Origin of the sequence: Faecalicatena contorta (assembly GCF_003149105.1) — a bacterium.
GTDB lineage: Bacteria > Bacillota > Clostridia > Lachnospirales > Lachnospiraceae > Muricomes > Muricomes contortus_C.
Genome location: NZ_QGDS01000006.1, coordinates 23,687 through 43,414 on the forward strand (window position 1 = coordinate 23,687; position 19,728 = coordinate 43,414).

General features: G+C 43.3%; 18 protein-coding genes and 1 riboswitch. All 18 genes read left to right on the forward strand.

Annotation, left to right across the window (positions count from 1 at the left end):
• Nucleotides 1–132: 132 nt before the first annotated feature.
• The 18 genes from A8805_RS11165 (at nucleotide 133) to A8805_RS11250 (ending at nucleotide 19,621) form a co-directional block, all read left to right on the forward strand.
• Nucleotides 133–1,254 carry a sugar ABC transporter substrate-binding protein gene (locus A8805_RS11165; protein ID WP_109711121.1) on the forward strand — a complete coding sequence of 374 codons (1,122 nt, stop codon included), beginning with the start codon at nucleotides 133–135 and terminating at the stop codon, nucleotides 1,252–1,254.
• Between the two features lie 168 nt (nucleotides 1,255–1,422).
• Nucleotides 1,423–2,949, forward strand: coding sequence for a sugar ABC transporter ATP-binding protein (locus tag A8805_RS11170; RefSeq protein ID WP_109711123.1), 1,527 nt, complete (start codon nucleotides 1,423–1,425; stop codon nucleotides 2,947–2,949).
• The gene (locus A8805_RS11175) at nucleotides 2,936–3,886 is read left to right on the forward strand and encodes an ABC transporter permease (RefSeq protein ID WP_109711125.1); all 951 of its coding nucleotides are present in this window, start codon (nucleotides 2,936–2,938) and stop codon (nucleotides 3,884–3,886) included. Before A8805_RS11170 ends, A8805_RS11175 begins: the two co-directional genes overlap by 14 nt.
• Before the next feature lie 12 nt (nucleotides 3,887–3,898).
• Entirely contained in the window at nucleotides 3,899–4,858 is a 960-nt protein-coding gene (locus tag A8805_RS11180) for an ABC transporter permease (RefSeq protein ID WP_109711127.1), read from the forward strand.
• Nucleotides 4,859–4,939: 81 nt separating this feature from the next.
• On the forward strand, nucleotides 4,940–5,827 hold the full coding sequence (locus A8805_RS11185; protein ID WP_109711129.1) for an N-acyl homoserine lactonase family protein: 888 nt from the start codon (nucleotides 4,940–4,942) through the stop codon (nucleotides 5,825–5,827).
• Nucleotides 5,828–5,834: 7 nt separating this feature from the next.
• Entirely contained in the window at nucleotides 5,835–7,085 is a 1,251-nt protein-coding gene (locus A8805_RS11190; RefSeq protein WP_109711526.1) for a Tm-1-like ATP-binding domain-containing protein, read from the forward strand.
• Nucleotides 7,086–7,117: 32 nt separating this feature from the next.
• On the forward strand, nucleotides 7,118–7,723 hold the full coding sequence (locus A8805_RS11195) for a class II aldolase/adducin family protein (protein ID WP_109711131.1): 606 nt from the start codon (nucleotides 7,118–7,120) through the stop codon (nucleotides 7,721–7,723).
• A 23-nt stretch (nucleotides 7,724–7,746) separates the two neighbouring features.
• Nucleotides 7,747–8,472 (forward strand): GntR family transcriptional regulator, encoded by a 726-nt coding sequence (locus A8805_RS11200; protein WP_109711133.1) that lies wholly within the window; start codon nucleotides 7,747–7,749, stop codon nucleotides 8,470–8,472.
• A gap of 67 nt (nucleotides 8,473–8,539) precedes the next feature.
• Nucleotides 8,540–9,817: a RuBisCO large subunit C-terminal-like domain-containing protein gene (locus tag A8805_RS11205; protein WP_109711528.1), complete on the forward strand. Its 1,278-nt coding sequence runs from the start codon at nucleotides 8,540–8,542 to the stop codon at nucleotides 9,815–9,817.
• A 197-nt stretch (nucleotides 9,818–10,014) separates the two neighbouring features.
• Nucleotides 10,015–10,196, forward strand: a riboswitch (cobalamin riboswitch).
• A gap of 213 nt (nucleotides 10,197–10,409) precedes the next feature.
• Nucleotides 10,410–11,351 carry a CobW family GTP-binding protein gene (locus tag A8805_RS11210; protein ID WP_109711135.1) on the forward strand — a complete coding sequence of 314 codons (942 nt, stop codon included), beginning with the start codon at nucleotides 10,410–10,412 and terminating at the stop codon, nucleotides 11,349–11,351.
• Nucleotides 11,348–12,220, forward strand: coding sequence for a uroporphyrinogen decarboxylase family protein (locus A8805_RS11215; protein ID WP_330405927.1), 873 nt, complete (start codon nucleotides 11,348–11,350; stop codon nucleotides 12,218–12,220). Before A8805_RS11210 ends, A8805_RS11215 begins: the two co-directional genes overlap by 4 nt.
• 17 nt (nucleotides 12,221–12,237) lie before the next feature.
• Nucleotides 12,238–13,311 (forward strand): uroporphyrinogen decarboxylase family protein, encoded by a 1,074-nt coding sequence (locus A8805_RS11220; RefSeq protein ID WP_109711139.1) that lies wholly within the window; start codon nucleotides 12,238–12,240, stop codon nucleotides 13,309–13,311.
• 29 nt (nucleotides 13,312–13,340) lie between these two features.
• Nucleotides 13,341–13,991 (forward strand): corrinoid protein, encoded by a 651-nt coding sequence (locus tag A8805_RS11225; protein WP_109711141.1) that lies wholly within the window; start codon nucleotides 13,341–13,343, stop codon nucleotides 13,989–13,991.
• A 10-nt stretch (nucleotides 13,992–14,001) separates the two neighbouring features.
• Entirely contained in the window at nucleotides 14,002–15,018 is a 1,017-nt protein-coding gene (locus tag A8805_RS11230) for a methylcobamide:CoM methyltransferase MtbA (protein WP_109711143.1), read from the forward strand.
• 1 nt (nucleotide 15,019) lies between these two features.
• Nucleotides 15,020–16,618 carry an ASKHA domain-containing protein gene (locus tag A8805_RS11235; RefSeq protein ID WP_109711145.1) on the forward strand — a complete coding sequence of 533 codons (1,599 nt, stop codon included), beginning with the start codon at nucleotides 15,020–15,022 and terminating at the stop codon, nucleotides 16,616–16,618.
• Between the two features lie 344 nt (nucleotides 16,619–16,962).
• The gene (locus tag A8805_RS11240; RefSeq protein WP_109711146.1) at nucleotides 16,963–18,087 is read left to right on the forward strand and encodes a carbohydrate kinase family protein; all 1,125 of its coding nucleotides are present in this window, start codon (nucleotides 16,963–16,965) and stop codon (nucleotides 18,085–18,087) included.
• Between the two features lie 14 nt (nucleotides 18,088–18,101).
• Nucleotides 18,102–18,947, forward strand: a complete 846-nt coding sequence (locus tag A8805_RS11245; protein WP_109711148.1) for a class II fructose-bisphosphate aldolase — start codon at nucleotides 18,102–18,104, stop codon at nucleotides 18,945–18,947.
• Nucleotides 18,944–19,621 carry a D-lyxose/D-mannose family sugar isomerase gene (locus tag A8805_RS11250; RefSeq protein ID WP_109711150.1) on the forward strand — a complete coding sequence of 226 codons (678 nt, stop codon included), beginning with the start codon at nucleotides 18,944–18,946 and terminating at the stop codon, nucleotides 19,619–19,621. The genes A8805_RS11245 and A8805_RS11250 overlap by 4 nt, the downstream gene beginning before the upstream one ends.
• Nucleotides 19,622–19,728: the final 107 nt, after the last annotated feature.

The following is a 19,728-nucleotide window of genomic DNA, read 5'->3' on the forward strand; positions in this document are numbered from 1 at the left end:
AAAATTATACTAAAAAGAAAAATATATTATTTATTATTGACAGATAAAAACAGTGGTGCTATATTGAACATAACAAAATTGTATCCAATATCCGATATCCAAAACGGAATGGAGAAAAAAAGGAGGAAGAAAATGAGAAAGAAAACGTTAGTAGCCGTTTTAATGACGGCAGCAATGGCCTGTACACTTCTTGCAGGATGCAGCACTTCCACACAGGAAACAGCAAGTACTGACACAAAGACTGAGGAAAGCTCAGACAGCTCATCTTCAGAGATAACAAGAGAGTCAGCTACCACTGTAAATGCAGACAAACTTCCGGTAAAAGGAATCGGAGCACAGATTACATCAGATGTGAAAGCGAATGAAGAATACAAGATCGGGTATATTGCCAAGAACACAACCAACCCATATATGGTTGCTCAGGCCGAGGGGGTTAAAAAAGCCGGAGCGGATATGGGCTTTACAGCAGTTACTCAGGCACCCTCCACAGCAGATAGCGTTGAGGAGCAGGTAAAGATTATGGAAGACATGATTCAGCAGGAAATGGACGTGATTATCGTACATTGTGCAGATTCTAACGGAATTATGCCGGGTGTCAGAAAAGCAGAGGAAGCTGGAATTATAGTAATTACAATCGGGACACCTGCATCGGAAGACACCTTCCTGAGAACAGGGGTAGACTACAGAGAGACAGGGGTAACAGTTGCTACAAAGATGGCGGAAGCCTTAGGCGGCAAAGGGAATATTATCATCCTCGAGGGACCTCCCGGAGCGGCCAATGCCATTGAGAGGCTGGAAGGCATCAAGGAAGCTTTTTCTGAATATCCAGATATCGAGATAGTTGCATCTCAGACAGCCAACTTCAAGAGAACAGAAGGGATGTCTGTAACAGAAAACCTGCTTCAGAAGTATACAGACGTTCAGGGAATCATCGGTATGAATGATGAGAGTGCACTGGGAGGTGTTCAGGCCTTGAAGGCAGCCGGCAGGACAGATGTACTGGTAGCAGGCTTTGACGGAAGTACAGATGCCACAAGCGCGGTGGAATCCGGTGACATGTTTGCTACATATAATACAGACCCTTATGGGTCAGGATACATTGCATGTGCGTATGCAGTCAATTATCTGAATGACGGAACTGAACCCGATGGCAAGTTTATTCCCTTCCCGGCAGCGGCCAATGACCCACTGATTATGGCTGAGACGGTAGAGAATTACAAAGAAAATATTGCCTGGTGGAAAGTAATCCAATAAGAAATAACTCATAAGATTTCACCAGAGGAGGCTGCAAAATAAACTTATAATATGGGATATTAAATATTTGACAAAAAAGCAATATTTTATATCTGGTGTAAAGGTTCTGTTTTGCAACCTCCTTTACAAAAGGAGTATCCGGTTGAAAGAAGTGGATGAGGTGAAAAAATGGCTAAGATAATATTGAAAGCACGTCATATTACGAAATTGTTTCCCGGTATGAAGGCGCTGGATGATGTAGACTTCGATTTGCGGGAAGGTGAAGTGCATATTCTGGTCGGAGAAAACGGCGCAGGAAAGAGTACGCTGGCAAAAGTAATTCTGGGCGCCTACAAAGCAGAAGAAGGAGAAGTTACTTTTGACAACGAGGTGGTAAAGTTTAATGGAACAAAGGAAGCACTGGCAAAAGGAATTGTTGCAGTGTATCAGGAATTTACGCTGGTCCCTCATATCAGTGTGGCCCAGAATATTTTCCTGAACCGGGAATACCGGACAAAATTGGGACTAATTGACCATAAGAGAATGGAGAGAGAAGCACAGCGGCTGATGGAGTCGCTGAACTGTGAATACATTGACGTGAAGAGTCATGTGAAAAATCTAAGCGTTGCAGAGCAGCAGATGGTTGAAATTGCGAAAGCACTTTCTTTTAAACCACGGGTCATGGTATTTGACGAGCCTACGGCTACCTTATCGGAAAGGGAAGTGGAGTCCTTATTTGTACAAATTCACCGTTTGAAAAAGGAAGGTATCGGTATCGTTTATGTGTCACACCGGATGCAGGAATTTCCGCTGATTGGTGACAGGATTACTATACTCAGGGATGGGGTAAAGATTAAGACAGTAGATATCGACGCGTGTTCAAACGAAGAACTGGTAAATATGATGGTTGGCAGGGATGTATCCCAGGTTTATGTCCGTACTCGGAATGAACATACCGGGATTGCACTTCGCACCCAGAATTTATGTGATTACAAGGGAAAAGTAAAAAATGTGAGCATCAGCGTCAGGCGGGGTGAGATTGTGGGAATTGCGGGACTGGTCGGTGCAGGACGCACTGAGACGGCAGAACTGCTCTATGGAATTGAACCTGTCAAGTCTGGAAATGTTTTTATAAATGAAGAAAATGTTTTACCAAAATCTCCCCAAAATGCTGTGAAGCTTGGAGTCGGGCTGGTAAGTGAAGACCGAAAACTCCAGGGGCTTGCGCTGGACGAGTCCGTTGCACTGAATACAGTGGCAGTCAGCCTAAAAAAAGTGTTTCCGAATTTCTTTATATCAAATAAGAAGATAAATGAGATAGCTCTTGATTATAAAAAGCAGCTCAGAATAGCTACAACAAGCGTAAACAAAGCATGTAAATACTTATCCGGCGGCAACCAGCAGAAAGTGGTTCTTGCCAAATGGCTGAGTTTTAACCCGGATATCCTGATTTTTGATGAGCCTACAAGGGGTATTGATGTTGCGGCAAAAATGGAGATTTACGGGCTTATGGACCGTCTGGCATCGGAAGGAAAAGCAATTATCATGATTTCCTCAGAGCTTCCGGAGGTTATCGGCATGAGTGACAGGATTTACATTATGCATGAAGGAGAGATTGTGGATGAAATAAGGCGCGGCTCGGAAGAATTCAATTCCGAAAGCATCGGTGCACGGATGATGCTGGGAACAGGAGGTACTGAGGATGCAGAAAAATAGCTTTAAGCAAACGATGAAGAGGGTACCTCCGGTAGCGTATATGCTGGTCATTATCATTGTAATATTCAGTTTTATGGCCCCACACTATCTGTCATTTTCAAACTTCAGGAATGTACTGATTCAGTCCACCCCGTTAATGATAGTGGCATTCGCACAAACTTGTATCGTCCTGACACAGGGAACAGATTTGTCACTGGGGGCGCAGGTCAGCTTTGTGACAGTGTTTATCGTATTTTTAGCACAGCGTGGAATTATTCTGGAAGCTGCAATGGTGATTGCGGTTTGCTGTACTATGCTGATTGGCGCAGTAAATGGTCTGATCGTGGCAAAGGGAAACATTCCCCCTTTTATTGCGACTTATGGAATGCAGAATATAGTGAATAGTATTTCACTGCTTTTGACGGCAGGTTCTTCCGTTTATTTTTCCAGCTTTACATACCGGATTGTGACAGAGACGACAATCCTGTTCATCCCGCTTATGGTATGGGTGGCTGTAGCTGTGTTTGTAATTGTCTGGGTAGTGCTTCGGAAAACAAAATTTGGTACAAATATCTACGGACTAGGCGGCAACAGGGAGGCACTGGCTCTTGCGGGCATTAGCCCGGTGAAATGTCTGATAAAAACATATGCATTTGCCGGCATGATTGCAGGCATTGCGGGAATCATTACACTCTGCCGGGTAGAATCCGGGCAGCCGATTGTGGCAAACGGATGGGAATTCCAGGCCGTAGCTGCAACACTTCTTGGAGGAACGTCACTGCGGGAAGGAAAGGGTGGTGTCACCGGAACTATTTTTGGTGTGCTGTTGATTCAGATTATTAAGAACGGGCTGAACGTTGTTGGAGTACAGTCAATATATCAGAATGCAATTATCGGTTCTATCGTTTTAGCAGCGATTATTATTGATGCGGTTGTCCGTATTCGTGCAAAAGAATAGGGGGACATGGGCATGAAAGCAAAAAGATTATTTGAAGAGATAAAAAGTTCTAAAGTATTTTATAGTCTGGCCGGATTGATTGTGCTGATTATTATTTCAGCAGCTATCGCTCCGAACTTCCGTACTGTGGACAACCTAATAACGATTTTCAGACAGGCAAGTATTCTTCTTGTTCTGAGTGCGGGACTTACTGCGGTACTGCTGACAGGAGGTATGGATTTATCGGTAGGGGCTACGGCGGGATTTGTAGGTTGTATCTGTGCCCGTATGATGAAAGAAGGAGTTCCTATCCTGGCGGCATTTGCAATTGGGATTCTGATAGGTATGATTGTTGGAATTGTAAATGGGTTTCTGGCAGGAATACTTCCAAGCTTTATTGCAACTTATGGGACTAACTGGGTACTTGGAGGTCTGGCAATTATAGTCATGCAGGGTGCGGTTATCTATGACCTGCCTAAAAATTTCACACAGATTGGGGTGGGACATATTGGTCCGGTTTCTAATCTGATTATTATTGCGGCAATTGTTGTTGTAGTGATTTATATACTGCTTCAGAGAACTACCTACGGAAGACAGGTATATGCATATGGTTCTAACCCGGTTGCAGCGAAATATTCGGCAGTGCCGATGAAGAGGATTATGGTTTCCAGTTTTATGATGTGCAGCATGTGTGCAGGACTTGCCGGAATGCTGATAACAGCAAGGCTAAATGCAGCGGACGCAGCCATGGGAGACAGCTATGGGCTTCAGACAGTGGCGGCCGTCGTAATCGGAGGGACCTCCATGCTGGGCGGCGAAGGCGGTGTTGTAGGAACTGTCATCGGGTCTTTGATTCTGACGATTATCGTAAATGTAATGAATCTGAAAGGTATATCTTCCTTTGCACAGGGCATGGTGGTGGGGATTGTTATTATCGCTATGGTATTATTTGACACCTATACAAAACGGAAACAAGAAAGAAGTGCGGTTTAATCTATGAATTAAAATTGGCGGCTGACGACAATTTTAAGATAAAAGAAAACAATTTAGATAAAAGAAAGCGAGGTATTTATTATGGGATTTACAATAAGGCCACTTAACACAGGATTTATTCCCACAAAGCCACTGGAATATCATTATCATTTTTCATGCAAACCATATTTAAAGGGACTGCCGGAGGAAGCAGTAGCCCTGCCGGACTTCACGTTTCTGATTGAGGGAGGAGAACAGCTGGTTCTGGTTGATACAGGGATGGCATGGACCGAGCGTGCAAATAAATATCATCACAAAGGCTCCTGGCAGACACCGGGTGCAGATGATATTGAGGCTAAGCTTGCTAAGGTGGGGTACAAACCATCAGATGTAGATATTGTCGTATTTACACACCTTCACTGGGACCATGTATTCTATATAGAGAAATTTACAAAGGCACGTTTTATATGCAACAAAACAGAATGGGAATACGCGCATAATCCAGTACCGCTTCATTTTAAGAGCTATGAACGTGCCATTATTGCAAAAGACGGTGATGAGATTATTGCACCATTTGACCAGCCTGGGGTAAAAGAACGATTCGAGACGGTGGAAGGTGAATGTGAAATCATTCCGGGAATCAGTGTATTTGAAAGCTTTGGACACTGTCCTGGCCATATGACAGTGGTTATAGAAACAGAAAATGGACCTTACTATTGTGTAGGCGATTCTGTATTTGTAATGAGTAACATTGATGTGCCGCAGGAGATGGCAGACGCATTGCATTACGATATCTGCCCTCCGGGGCGTTACGTTGATATTGTGGCTTCCTGGAATACAATCAGGGATACCGTAAGACGCTGTGATGAAGCAGGCGTTGACCCGCATACTCATCTGCTGCTTGCACATGATAAAGGGTTATCTGATTATTGTGAATCATATGCACAGTGGAACGAGGGGCGTATCCCAGTTCTGGGACTGAAAAAATAGGATGCTTATGAAGACGATAGCTGTAATTGAAAGCTGCGACACAAAATACCGGGAAGTGGAATATATGCGGGAGTGTATCACTTCACAGGGTGTACAGGCTCTAGTAATTGATGTGGCCACAGGTCCGGGCTCCTCCTATGGGTATGACATATCCAGGGAGGCGGTTGCAGAGTCCTATGGCACAAGCTGGGCAGAATTTGAACCAAAGACAAAAAGTGAAAAAATCAGTTTTATGATGGATGCCTGCGCTGCCTTTGTGGAAAAGCTTTTTCGGGAGAACAGAATTCAAGGGGTTCTCTCTGCGGGGGGACTTCAGAATACCGTTATGGCAACCAATGCAATGAAACGGCTGCCTATAGGCTTTCCAAAGGTCATGGCAACTACAGTGGCATCCGGGAGAAGGATGTTTCAAGATGTAGTGGGGGATAAAGATATTGTAGTGATTCCTTCCATATGTGATTTTACAGGAATGAACATCGTGACAAGACAAATCCTGGACAATGCCTGTGCCTGCTGTGCAGGCATGGTAAAAGCAGCGGGGAAGATTCTGCAAAAGGGCAGTAAACCGGTAATTGGTGTAACACTAATGGGGATTACTAATACGGGTGCCTGTGCAGCCGTGGATGAGTTGGAACGTCTGGGGATGGAAGTAATCGGTTTTCATGCTACCGGCACTGGTGGGGCAATTATGGAACAGATGGCTGCGGATGGTCTTATTGACGGAATTCTGGACCTGACTACCCATGAAATTACGCAGGAATATTTTAAAGGCGGGTTCTCCTTTGGAGAAGATGTAAAATACAGGCTGGTGAAAGGAGTACAGAAAAAAGTTCCGTTAGTTGTCAGTGTGGGTGGTCTGGATTTTATTGATTTCTCTGTGGAAGAGTTTCCGCCCCGTATGGAGCAACGTATTTATATGTATCACAATGCCACAACGGCGCATATCAAGCTGCTCCCTGATGAGGCAGAGATTACCACGGCACGCTTTGTGGAGCGTCTGGAAAAAATTGATTATCCGGTTAAGCTTCTGCTCCCGACAGAGGGGATGCGCCATAATACCCGGGAAGGGGAAGAGCTGTATTATAAGGAAGTAGATGATGTGATTTTTCGGAAAATAAAAGAGCTGAAAAATGACAATATTCAGACTATCACAATCCCCGGAAACCTTGACACAAAGGAATGGGGAGTACAGGCAGCACATTATATGATTGATGAACTGCGTGAGAGAGGCGTTATCGGTGATGAAGTAAAATATTAACTCGCGATTTGATATGGAAGGATATTGAAAACATGACAGAAGATGTTAAAAAAATAGCAGAGGAACTTGTCATAGCCTGTAAAAGAGCTTATACTAGAGGTATACAGACAGGTAGTGGCGGAAACGTAAGTGCCCGGATACCAGACAGGGATTTAATGCTTGTAAAGGCTAGCGGCAGCTCTTTTGCCGACAGTACACCGGAGAGTTTTGTCATTACTGATTTTGACGGTAATTTAGTAGAAGGGAAAGGGAAACCTACAAGAGAAGCTTTACTACACGGTTTGCTATACAGAATTTGCCCTAAGATGAATTCAGTTGTGCATGTTCATTCACCGTATTCGATTGCATGGGCCTCCACAGGAAAGAAACTGACCAGAACAACATGGCATGCAAAACTGAAGGTATGCACAGATTATCCTACTTTAGATGTTCCGGCAGCAGTAGTTGAAAAAGATTATTTTCCTTTTGTTGAAAAAATATATAGCGAGTATCCAGAGCTGCCCGGATTTCTGTTGGTGGATCACGGGATTGTGGCAGTTGGAAAGGATGCAATTGATGCAGAACATACAGCGGAGCTGATGGAGGAGACCGCACAGGTGGCAATTTTGAAAGCAGCCGTTTCAAAGCTTGGCTTGTAAATATTACTTTAGGTGAAAACTATATGAGAGAAAGTGCGCGAATTACAATGAATGACTTTAACAAGGTCACACTGCAGCATAACAGGCTGCCGGACCTTGTTCTGGATAAGCTGATGGAATGGATCATGAGCGGAAAGCTTCTTATGGGAGACAAGCTGAACACGGAAGAACTGGCAAGCCAGCTTGGAGTCAGCAGGATGCCCATAAGGGAAGCACTGAGCAATCTGGAGAAGATGAGTCTGGCAGAGTCAATTCCCTATGCAGGAACGCGGCTTGTGACACTGACAAAGGAGGATGTCCGGCAGATATACATTGCCAGGACAGCACTTGAACCCGTGGCGGCAAAATATGCCTGCGAGAAGATTACGGAGAAGGATATTGAAAATTTCCGGAAGATTCACGAGGAATACAGACGGATTGTCACTCAGGACGAATTGGATGCCATTGATGTATATCAGCAGAACAGACTGTACCATTTTTCCATTTACAAAGCAAGTGAGCTTGGCAGAGTGTGTACGATGATAGAGTCATTGTGGGATAACCTGTCTTTTTTCAAACTGATATACGGGCAGGAGCTTTTGAATAGTAAGGAGTCAAGAGAACGCATGATAGAGGAGCACCAGAGCTATCTGGAAGCTTTGGAAAAGCGGGACAGTGACTTAATCTATGAGCTTCTGCGGGAGAATCTGAAAAAAAGAACGGAAAATATCCCCTACAATTCAGATGCATATTTCCATGAGGAAACCTGATAAAAAAAGTAATAGGAGCCTGGATACGGACGGTATTCAGGCTCCTGTTGTATGTAAAGGAGAAACAATGGACTCAGTATTATATACACTGCCGGAGAATATCCGCAGTAAGAATTATGTGGTTGCATCTTATTATATCAAGCTGCCTAAAGAGACAGATGTATTGAAAAAGGCATCCACCCTGGCTGTTGGGCAGACTATTGGAACATGGATACCGATTCCCGGCATTACGGAGGAAATCAGAGAAAAATATATGGGAAAGGTGGTGAATGTGTTTGATGTGCCTGCTCTTGATTTATCTACGCAGCTTGACACTTTGGAGCGGGAATATATTATTCAGATTGCCTACCCGGCAGTGAATTTTGGCAGTGATTTTCCGCTTCTTCTCACGTCACTTCTGGGAAATGATGCGTCAACCTCTGCCCAGGTCAAGCTGCTCGATATCGAACTGCCGGAGGAATATACAAAAAAATTCCCGGGACCTTATTATGGGATAGAGGGTATACGGAAGCTGACCCAAATTGAGCAGCGCCCTTTTTTATTAAATATGATTAAGCCCTGTACCGGGCTGACGCCGGCGGAAGGTGCACGGATATTCTATGAGACGGCACTGGGGGGCGTAGATTTTATCAAAGATGATGAACTGCTTGGAAACCCCTCTTACAGTAAGTCCTGGGACCGGGTAAAAGCATACAAACAGGCGGCCCAGGCGGCTTATGAAAAAACCGGCGAGCGGGTTTTATATTTTGTGAACGTGACAAGTGGTGCAGGGGAGATTATGGATACTGTAAAGCGTGTGGAGGATGCGGGAGCAGATGGGATTATGCTGAACTTTGCAGCTGTAGGATACAGCGTTTTAAAGCAGGTATCGGAGGCATCCCATGTGCCGGTTTTGGGACATGCGGCAGGTGCAGGAATGTATTATGAAGGAACTGCCAGCGGAATGTCCTCTCCACTGGCAGCCGGAAAACTGGCGCGCCTGGGTGGAGCTGATATTGTAATGGTAAACACGCCTTATGGCGGTTATCCTCTCTTGTATCAGAAATATATCCAGACGTTTGCCCAACTAACCCTGCCCTGGTATGGTTTGAAACCTTCTATGCCTTCAATCGGAGGCGGAGTCCATCCGGGAATGGTGGAAAAATACGTCAGGGAGGCAGGGAAAGATATTGTGCTGGCAGCAGGAGGAGCGGTTCAGGGACATCCTTGGGGAGCCACAGCAGGGGCAAGAGCAATGCGCCAGGCTATAGATATTGTGATAGAAGGAAGAAATTTTAGAGAAGCAGCTCAGGAGAAAGAAGAACTGAGAGAGGCATTGAAGTGCTGGAGCTATATAGGAGAGTAATGAGCCGGGACTTATGGCAATTGATTATAAGAAGCCGGTGAAGGTTGTTTCAGAAAATAATAAGATTCAAAAGAACCCCTGTTTTTGTCGTTTGAAAATGGGGGTTCTTGTTACACAACATCAAATCTAAATATAGAAATATCTCATAAGTATATGTGTTTTTTCGATTTGAAGATTACGGGGGTATATGCTACTTTTATAGAAGTAAGGCATATAGTGATGACGGAAGTCATTGAAAAGGGAATCCGGTGAGAGTCCGGAACAGCCCGCTCTACTGTGTGATGGACGATAATTCTAAAGAGCCACTTAATAATTTGGGGAAGGCAGAATTAAAGGGAGATATCAAGTCAGGAGACCTGCTATATGTGAAAGATTCTTTTCGGTGGGGAAAGAACAGTGATTACGCTGTTTTTCTGCACTTTTTTTATGTTATAGAAAACTATGTTTTCTATAACATAAAACCCTCCGGGGGATCACACTGTGGCGGCAACGAAGATGTTGCTATCGCAACCCGCCACAGGCAGAGAATCTCGCAAGCGAGATTCTTTTTTGAGAAATAAAATAACTAATATACAGCAGCAAAGGAGAACGTATGGAAATTCAAATTATATCTGGATTCTTGGGCACTGGGAAGACCACCTTTTTAAATCAATATCTTCCCTTGCTGGATGGGAAAACAGTAGTGATAGAAAATGAATTTGGTGATGTAGGCATAGATGGTGAACTGATAAAAGGGGATATCCCGGTGCGGGAAATCTATGCAGGATGTATTTGCTGCAGTTTATCAGTAGAGTTTCGTGAAGGAATATGTGAGATTGAGAAAAAATTTCATCCGGATAGAATCTTAATTGAACCTTCCGGTGTAGGGAGGCTTTCAGATGTAATAAATGCTTGTGAAAAGGCAAGGATGAAGGATGGGGTGGACGTAAGTGTGACGAAGCTGATTTCCATCGTAGATATTATGGCTTTTGAAGAATGCGCAGACTACTTTGGAAGTTTCTACCTGGACCAGATTCAACATGGAAGATTATTACTGCTTAGCAATTTAGATGGAATTGGAAAGACCGAAAAAGAAGTACAGATAGAACGGATTCGAGAAAAAAATCCGGACGCAATTATATATGAAGGGGATTGGAGGGAATTGGATAGGGAAGCATTACTGACGCTGGTAGATATGGCAGAGAACTATACCGATCATCCAGAGGTTGTTGCTCATCAGCCAATTCCGGCAGATAAAGTTTTTTCCAGCCTAAGTTTTATAAATCCAGGGGTGAAGACAGCTGACCAAATAGAAAAGACAATAGCAATGTTGAAAAATGAGGAGTATGGACAAGTTCTTCGGGTAAAAGGAATTCTGCAAGTTGATACAGGTGAGGTGCTTCAAATAGATGCAACGCCTTATTATAGTAGATATCAGAATGCAGCAAATAGCAATAGAGATGAGAAAGAAAATAAACTTATATTAATTGGCTGTAATTTGGAGCAAGAGAAGATAAGAGAATTATTTCATCCGGGAATGAAGGAGGAAGAATGATGAATGGCATTAAAGATTTCAATTGTTCATACGACAATTCTGTCGGCATAAATGAGGCGGTAACAAAGGAATTAAACCTTAAATTTCCCGAAGCATACAAATATGGGGAATCGATGGCAGAAATAGCAAAAGCTTTAAAGAAACATGATGGAGCAGATTTTTGTGAGCTTCCCTTTTGCCATACGGTGGAGGCAGAAGCAATGGGTGGTCTTGTCAATTATGGAAACGATAAAATCGGGCCAAGGGCAAAGGAGTATATTTGTACAGATATAGAGGAATTACTGGAACTTCCTGAGATTGACTACTCAAAAGGCCGTATCCACGAAGTTTTGCTGGCTTGCCGTCAATTGCGGGAACAGGGAGAGAATGTGGTTTTAGAAGTGGCCGGTCCATTTACGATTCTCAATGTACTCATTGATGCCAGACATGTATTTAAGGGAATGCGTAAAAAAACAGAAGTCATGAAAAAAGTATATGAAAAGTTTCGAAAGGAGATATTACGTTACATTAAAGAGGCACAAAAGTACGGGGTAAACTTAATCAGTTATGCGGACTCTTCCGGCGGTGTCAATATTCTTGGTCCCAAAATAGCGGAGCAGGTAGTAGAAGAGTTTACATATCCATTCTTGAAAGAAGTGGAGACATTAGTTGGAGATTCGGCAATTGTACTGCTTTGTCCAAAGACAACGTTTGCCCTGCTTGGGACAAGTAAAGCTGAATTTGAGGATGTAGAATTGGAAGAGCCAATGAAATATGGACAGGGGTGTATACATTTGATAGGTAAAGAGAAATTTGCCGGGCAAATGTGCATTAAGAACATTGGATACAGATTGGAAAATAAAAAAGTAAAAGCAGTAAAGCTTTTATAATAAAGGAGGATTTTTTTATGCACAAACAGGATAAGATGACCCCGATGGAACGCTTGAATGCGTTTATGACAGGACAGCCCATGGATCGAATTCTGGCTATCCCGGTAGTTTGTTCCATGTCGGGAAAAGCCTGTGGAATGACCCACAAGACGAAAAGAAGTACAGCGGAAAATGAAGCACAGGCGCAAATTGCGTGTTATGAACGATTTGGAAATGACTTGTTAATTGCAGAATATGGACTGCATGGAGTTGGAATGGCATTGGGAAGCAAGATGAGTGATCCGGAAGATTCTGTACCGGCAATTTTAGAATATGCGCTTGAAAATTTGGCGGATGTGGACAAACTGGACCCTTCTTTGCTAAGTTTAGCAAAGGATGAGAAATTCCGCCTGCATCTTGAAACTGTAAAAATTCTTGTGGAAAAAATGGGCAGTGAAATACCTACAGGAGTGCTGATTTCAGGACCGTTTACTGCAGCATCCAGTGTCTATAAGACAGAATATCTGCTCAGAGCAACCCGGAAAGATAAAGAAAACCTGCATAAGCTGCTCCGGTTTTGCACTGATGGATTGAAAAAAATATACAGAGAATTCGTTGGGGCAGGAGCCATGATTTTATTCTGTGATCCAATTGCATCAGGAACAATTATCAGCAGGAAACAGTATCTGGAATTCGTATTGCCGTACACAAAGGAATTGATGCAGGAGATTCATGATGCGGGCGGGATGGTATGTTATCATATATGCGGCGATACAACGGGTATCGTGGAGGATATGGTAGAATCAGGCTGTGATATGCTAAGCATTGATAACAAAGTGGATTTAAAACGTACAAAAGAGCGGATTGGTGATAAAGTACCTCTTCTGGGGAATGTAGATCCTGTGGAAATTTTAATTTTAGGCGGACCAAAAGAAGTGGAACTGTCTGTGAAAAAATGCATTATGGATGCTTATGACAGCAAATGCGGATATATTCTGGCTTCGGGCTGTGATTTGAACGGAGATGTTCCACTGGAAAATTTGGATGCATTTATGGAAAGTGCAAGAAAATACGGGAAATACCCAGTAGGGCCGCAAAACTGGGAAGCATAGAACCGAATAGTGAAGAGGAGGATAAACAAATGGGTAAAAAAGAGGAGTATCTGAAAAGATTATCAGATGGAGTTGTTGAAATGGAAGAGGATGATGTGGCGGAGGCATGTCAGGAATATTTAGACGCAGGCTACCCTGCATTTGATGGTATTATGGAAGGGCTTGTAGATGGTATGAATCGTGCCAGCCAGCTTTATGAGGAAGAAGAGTATTTTGTAACGGATGTGCTTCTTTGTTCCGATGCTATGTATACGGGGCTTGATATCTTGCGCCCACATTTGCCGGACGAGGATGGAGAGACAAAGAAAAAAGGTGTTATTGGAGTCGTAGAAGGCGATACCCACGATATTGGAAAGAACCTTGTGAAAATCATGTTGGAAACAGCAGGATTTGAGATGACAGATTTAGGGCGGGATGTGCCGCTGCAAAAATTTGTAGATACTGCAGAAGAAAAGAATGCGGATATGATTTGTATGTCTACTTTAATGACTACTACAATGGGGGGCATGGAGACCGTAATTCATATGCTGGAAGAAGCTGGTCTGAGGGAACAGGTAAAAGTGCTGATTGGCGGCGGCCCTATTTCTCAAAAATATGCAGACAAAATAGGTGCAGACGGTTATTCTGCCAATGCGGTGGAAGCAGTAAAACTTGCCAAAAGGCTTTTAAACATAGTATAGGAGAAAAGATATGATGACACCAAAAGAACGGTTGCAATTGGTATTAGAAAAGAAGCCTGTTGACAGGCCGCCCTGCATTTGCCCGGGGGGTATGATGAATATGGTGACCGCCGGGCTTATGGATGCAGCAAATGTTTATATGCCGGATGCACATACGGATGCAAGGAAAATGGCAGACCTGGCGAAGGCAGTATATGAAAAAGACTGCTTTGAGAACTATGGCGTTCCTTTTTGTATGACGGTTGAGGCAGAGGAGATGGGAGCAAAAGTGGACTTTGGTTCTACTGTTTACGAACCTCATGTAGTAGCGTATGTGATTGATACAGTGTGCAGCTGGGATAAGCTTCCCAGACTGGATTGTAACAATGGAAGGGCAAAAGTGGTACTGGATGCCATCCGCATATTAAGAGAGGAAACAGAGGGCGTTCCAATTGTGGGAAACCTGACAGGCCCTATCAGCACCGCCAGCTCTATTATGGAGCCTGTCATCTTTTATAAGGAACTCCGCAAGAAAAATGCAGATGCGCATGCATATATGGAGTTTGTTACAGATCAGCTTATTGCGTTTGGAAGAGCCCAGATCGAAGCCGGAGCAGATGTGATTGCAATTTCAGATCCCAGCGGTACGGGAGAAATTATGGGACCCCAATATTTTCAGGAATTTGCAGTTACATACTTAAACAAATTGTTAGATGGATTGCAGAAGGAAAAACTGGGAACCATTGTGCACATTTGCGGACAGATGAATCCAGTATATAAGGAAGTAAATCAGGTACATAGTGATATACTTAGTTTCGATTCTGTTGTGCCAATGAGGGAAGCGAGACAACACTTGCAGGAACGCATACTGATGGGGAATGTCAGTACCTATGCATTGGAATTTGCAGATCCGGAAAAGGTAAAAGCGCTGACTAGAAATTGTATGAAAAATGGCTCCAATATTATATCACCGGCTTGCGGACTGGGTATGAAGTCACCGCTGGTAAATGTACAGGCTATTTTAGAGTGTCTGAAAGAGGAGGCGTAAGATGACTGAAATCATCTTCAAACAAAGGGCGGGGCGCATTTCCTGTTCTGATGGAGACAATCTGATGCAAGTGTTGTTAGATAACGGAATTTTTGTTGATAATCCATGCAGCGGAAAAGGGCTTTGTGGAAAATGCAAAGTAAGAGTTCTGTCAGGAAATCCTTCCGTTATGTCGGATACAGAGAAAAAGCTGCTGAAGCAGGAGGAGATAGCGTCAGGCGTTCGGCTGTCATGTCTTACAGAGGTGTCAGGAGACATGGAAATTGAGCTGCTGCAAAAAGAAGGTCAGCACAAAGTGCTGACGAAAGGCTATATCCCGGAATTTGACAAGGACAGCTTTGCTGAAGGATATGGGATTAGTATTGATATCGGTACTACAACAGTTGTCACAGCGCTGATTGATTTGCGTACAGGGGAAGAACTTGCGGATGCTTCCATGATTAATGCCCAGAAACATTATGGCCTGGATGTTTTGACCAGAATCACATACGAATATGAAAACCCGGAGGATGGAGCAGAAAAACTGCAGAAGGCCATTGTAAATTCTATTAATGGAATGATAGAAGAAGTTTGCCGGGAAGCAGAAGTCGATAAATCTAAAATTTTGGAAATCGATGTGGCTGCAAACTGTACCATGCTTCATATGCTGCTGGGAGTGGATGCAAGAAGTATTGGAAAGTCCCCATATAAACCGCAATTTTTGAAAGCCCAGGAGTTATTTGCGAGAGAGATTGGAATTCAGGCGGGACACGGTACAAAGCTATACTGTCTGCCGTCGGTATCCGGTTATATTGGAGCAGATATTGTGGCTGGGGCATATGTGTGCAGATTGCAGGAAGAGGCTGGTAATGTCTTGTTTATTGATATTGGTACCAATGGTGAAATCGTGCTTGCAAGCAAAGGAAGAATTTTATGCTGTTCCTGTGCTGCGGGGCCTGCACTGGAAGGGATGAATATCAGCTCGGGGATGCGGGCATCTGAAGGTGCAATAGAAGATGTAAAGATAACAGAGAAGGGGATTGTGTTACAGACCATTGGCGACCAGGAACCGATAGGGATATGTGGAAGCGGAATTTTGGCTGTTGTAAAAGAATTGCTGGCAGCCGGAATTGTGAAAAAGACAGGCGTATTCGTGAAAAAGGAAAAACTTGCAGAAACAGATTACCGGTATCCCATGATCCGCCTAAATGGTACAAAGCGTGAATTTATTCTGCATGATGAACCGGAACTTTTAGTAACCCAGGGGGATGTACGGCAGGTACAACTGGCGAAAGGCGCTATTTTGTCGGGTTTTGTAGCATTACTAAATAAAGCAGGTATTCGTATGGAGGATTTGGATAAGGTGATGATAGCCGGCCAGTTTGGCGCGCATCTTCCGGCAGAATCGTTGACAGGAACGGGCATCCTGCCAAATGCGGTACAAGATAAGCTGGAGTATGTGGGAAATTCATCTAAGACAGGTGCATACATGACATTAATGTCGAAGAAGGTAAAGCGGGAAATAGAGGCTCTGGCAGAGCGAATGGAGTATATGGAATTGGCAGAAACAGAAAACTATGAGCGGATATTTACAGACTGTATGATATTTCCGGAAATATAATTATATTTAAAGCCTCTAAGTTATATCTCTATTCATAAGGCTCTTAACAAAAATTTAAATGATAAAGATGCACAGGGTTGATTGTTTTAATCAATCCTGTTTTTTAAAGATTATTATTGACAGTATATTTGCCTTTTTCTTGATTTCTTGAATATCATGGAGGTCAAAACCCGACTGCTCCATGAGCGGAAGATGCCGGGACAACTTGAATGAATTTGTGCAAAATGCATATTACAAATGTCACAAGTTAACATGTTATTGTAACAAATACACAGAAAAATATTGACTTTTTTTTATCTAGTGTCTATGATATGAGTATTGTTGAAAGGAAGAAGGAGGGGCTTATGAGTCATAAAAAGATTGTAGTTGCAGGTCACATAGCTTTGGATATTACTCCGGCATTCGAAAATACTTCCGGGCAGAGCTTTTCCGATATTTTAAAACCAGGAAAGCTTGTGAATGTAGGGGCAGCGCAAATCAGCAATGGTGGGTCGGTGTCCAACACGGGACTGGCTCTGCACAGGTTGGGGGCAGATGTAACATTAGTTGGAAAGACAGGAAAGGACCTGTTCGGCGAGATAGTGAGAAAGCAGATAAACGAGGCCGGATGCAGGATGGATATGATTCTTTCGGATACAGATGAGACTTCTTATACAATAGTGATTGCGCCTAAAGGCAGTGACAGAGCATTTCTCCATGATTCGGGATGTAATAATTCATTTACCTATGATGAGATGAGAATGGAGACAATCCGGGAAGCCCAATATTTTCATTTTGGATATCCGACCATCATGCGGAAATTTTATGAAGATGATGGAGAGATGCTAGTACAGATGTACAGAGAGATGAAGCAAAAAGGGCTTGTGACCTCTTTGGATCTGGCACTTGTCGATCCAGATTCCGAGGCGGGAAAATGTGACTGGGAAAAGATTCTTGGCAGAGTTCTGCCTTATGTTGATTTTTTTGTGCCAAGCATTGAAGAAGTGGGATATATGTTGGATAAGAAACGCTATGACAGATGGCAGGAAGACGCAGGGGGAGAGGAGATTATTTCTGTATTATCTCTGAAACAGGACATTCTACCCATTGCAGAAAAGGCACTTTCTTTTGGATGCCGGGCGGTAATGGTCAAGTGCGGTGCAGCAGGAATGTATCTCAGAACATCCTCTGAAGAAGATATGAGAAAGGTGGATGCAGACCTGAAAGGCTGGGGCGGACAAAAGATTTTCCAGAAGAGCTATGTGCCGGAGCGGGTTTTGTCAGGAAGCGGAGCGGGAGATACCAGTATAGCGGCCTTTTTGAAATGTGTTATGGAAGGGGAAAGTCCTGAGAGAAGTCTGGAATATGCGGCTGCAACCGGGGCGTGCTGTGTCACTACATATGACACAATAAGCGGACTTTTGGACTTTGAGGAACTTAGAAAAAAGATAGATAGCGGCTGGGAACAGCAGAGTCTGCTGATGTCATAAAAAGGAGGAAAGCTATGATAGTAACATTAAAAACAATTTTGGGAATTGCAGATGCAAAAAAGACAGCAGTAGGGGCATTCAATGTAACAGAGCTGGAGGGAATCCAGGCAGTGCTTGGTGCGGCGGAAAAACTTGGACAGCCGGTAATTCTTCAGTTTGCCCCTGTACATGAAGAATATATTAAATTGGAAACCATGGGACCAATTATGGTGATGATGGCGGAAAATGCAACTGTCCCGGTGTGTGTACATTTGGACCATTGCGGAGACTTTGACATGATTAACCGGGCACTTGAGATGGGATTCTCTTCCGTTATGTATGATGGTTCTATGCTTCCTTTTGAGGAGAATGTGGCGAATACAAGAGCTGCTGTGGAGATAGCATCAAAATACGGTGCCTCAGTCGAGGCCGAGATTGGTGCCATGAACAGTGAAGATGGTTCTGCAGCAGATGACTGCTATACTGAACCAGATGAAGCAGAAAAATTTGTGGGGCTGACAGGTATTGATGCTCTAGCCTGCTCTTTCGGCACAGTACACGGTCTTTATAAAGCTGAGCCAAAGTTAGACTTTCCCCGAATCAAAGAAATTTATGATAAAATTGGAATCCCCATAGTAATGCATGGCGGAAGTGGTGTAAGTGACGAAGACTTTAAAAAATGTATTGCAAATGGTGTGAGAAAGATTAATTATTACACATACCGCGCAAAAGTGGGCGGAGAGTATGTAAAGAAAAAATGCATGGAGATAGAAGGGCCTGTATTTTTCCATGACATTACCTGCTGGGCAAGAGAGGTAATGATGGAGGATATTGAACATGCAATGAAAGTTTTCAGCGGCATAAGCGGAGAAAAGATATGAAAAGATCAGAAATAAATGCAGCTTTGAAGAAAATGGAAGCTATGATAAACAAGTGTCAGTTTAAACTTCCGCCCTTCTGCAGCTTTATCCCGGAAGACTGGCAGAATAAGGGTCACGAATATGATGAAATCAGAGATAATATGCTGGGATGGGATATTACGGATTACGGGCTTGGAGATTTTGAGCATGTGGGATTTTCACTGATTACCCTGAGAAATGGAAATATAAAACTCGGGAAATATACAAAGATATATGCGGAAAAACTTTTATATCTGGGTGAAGGACAGGCAGCTGCCATGCATTTTCATTGGAATAAGATGGAGGATATTATCAACAGAGGTGGCGGAAATGTGCTGATTCGTGTGTATAACTCCACAAAAGAAGGTGAGTTTGCGGATACTGATGTTGTTATCCACAGTGATGGAAGAGAGTACACCGTACCAGCAGGAACTCAGGTCAGACTTACCCCGGGGGAGAGCATTACTGTTTATCCATATATGTATCATGATTTTGAAGTGGAAAAGGGGAGCGGGGAAGTTTTGCTCGGAGAGGTTTCCATGTGCAATGATGATAATACAGATAACAGATTCTATGAACCTATGGGACGTTTTCCGGAGATTGAGGAAGATGAGAGCCCGTATAGATTATTGTGCAATGAATATCCACAGGCATAATTGCCTTTATGTACCGGCAGACACCGATTTTTGTTGTCTGCCGGTTTTTTTGTCTAATATATGCTGTTTTGAAAAAATGCATTACATTTGTCATATAAGTTCTTACA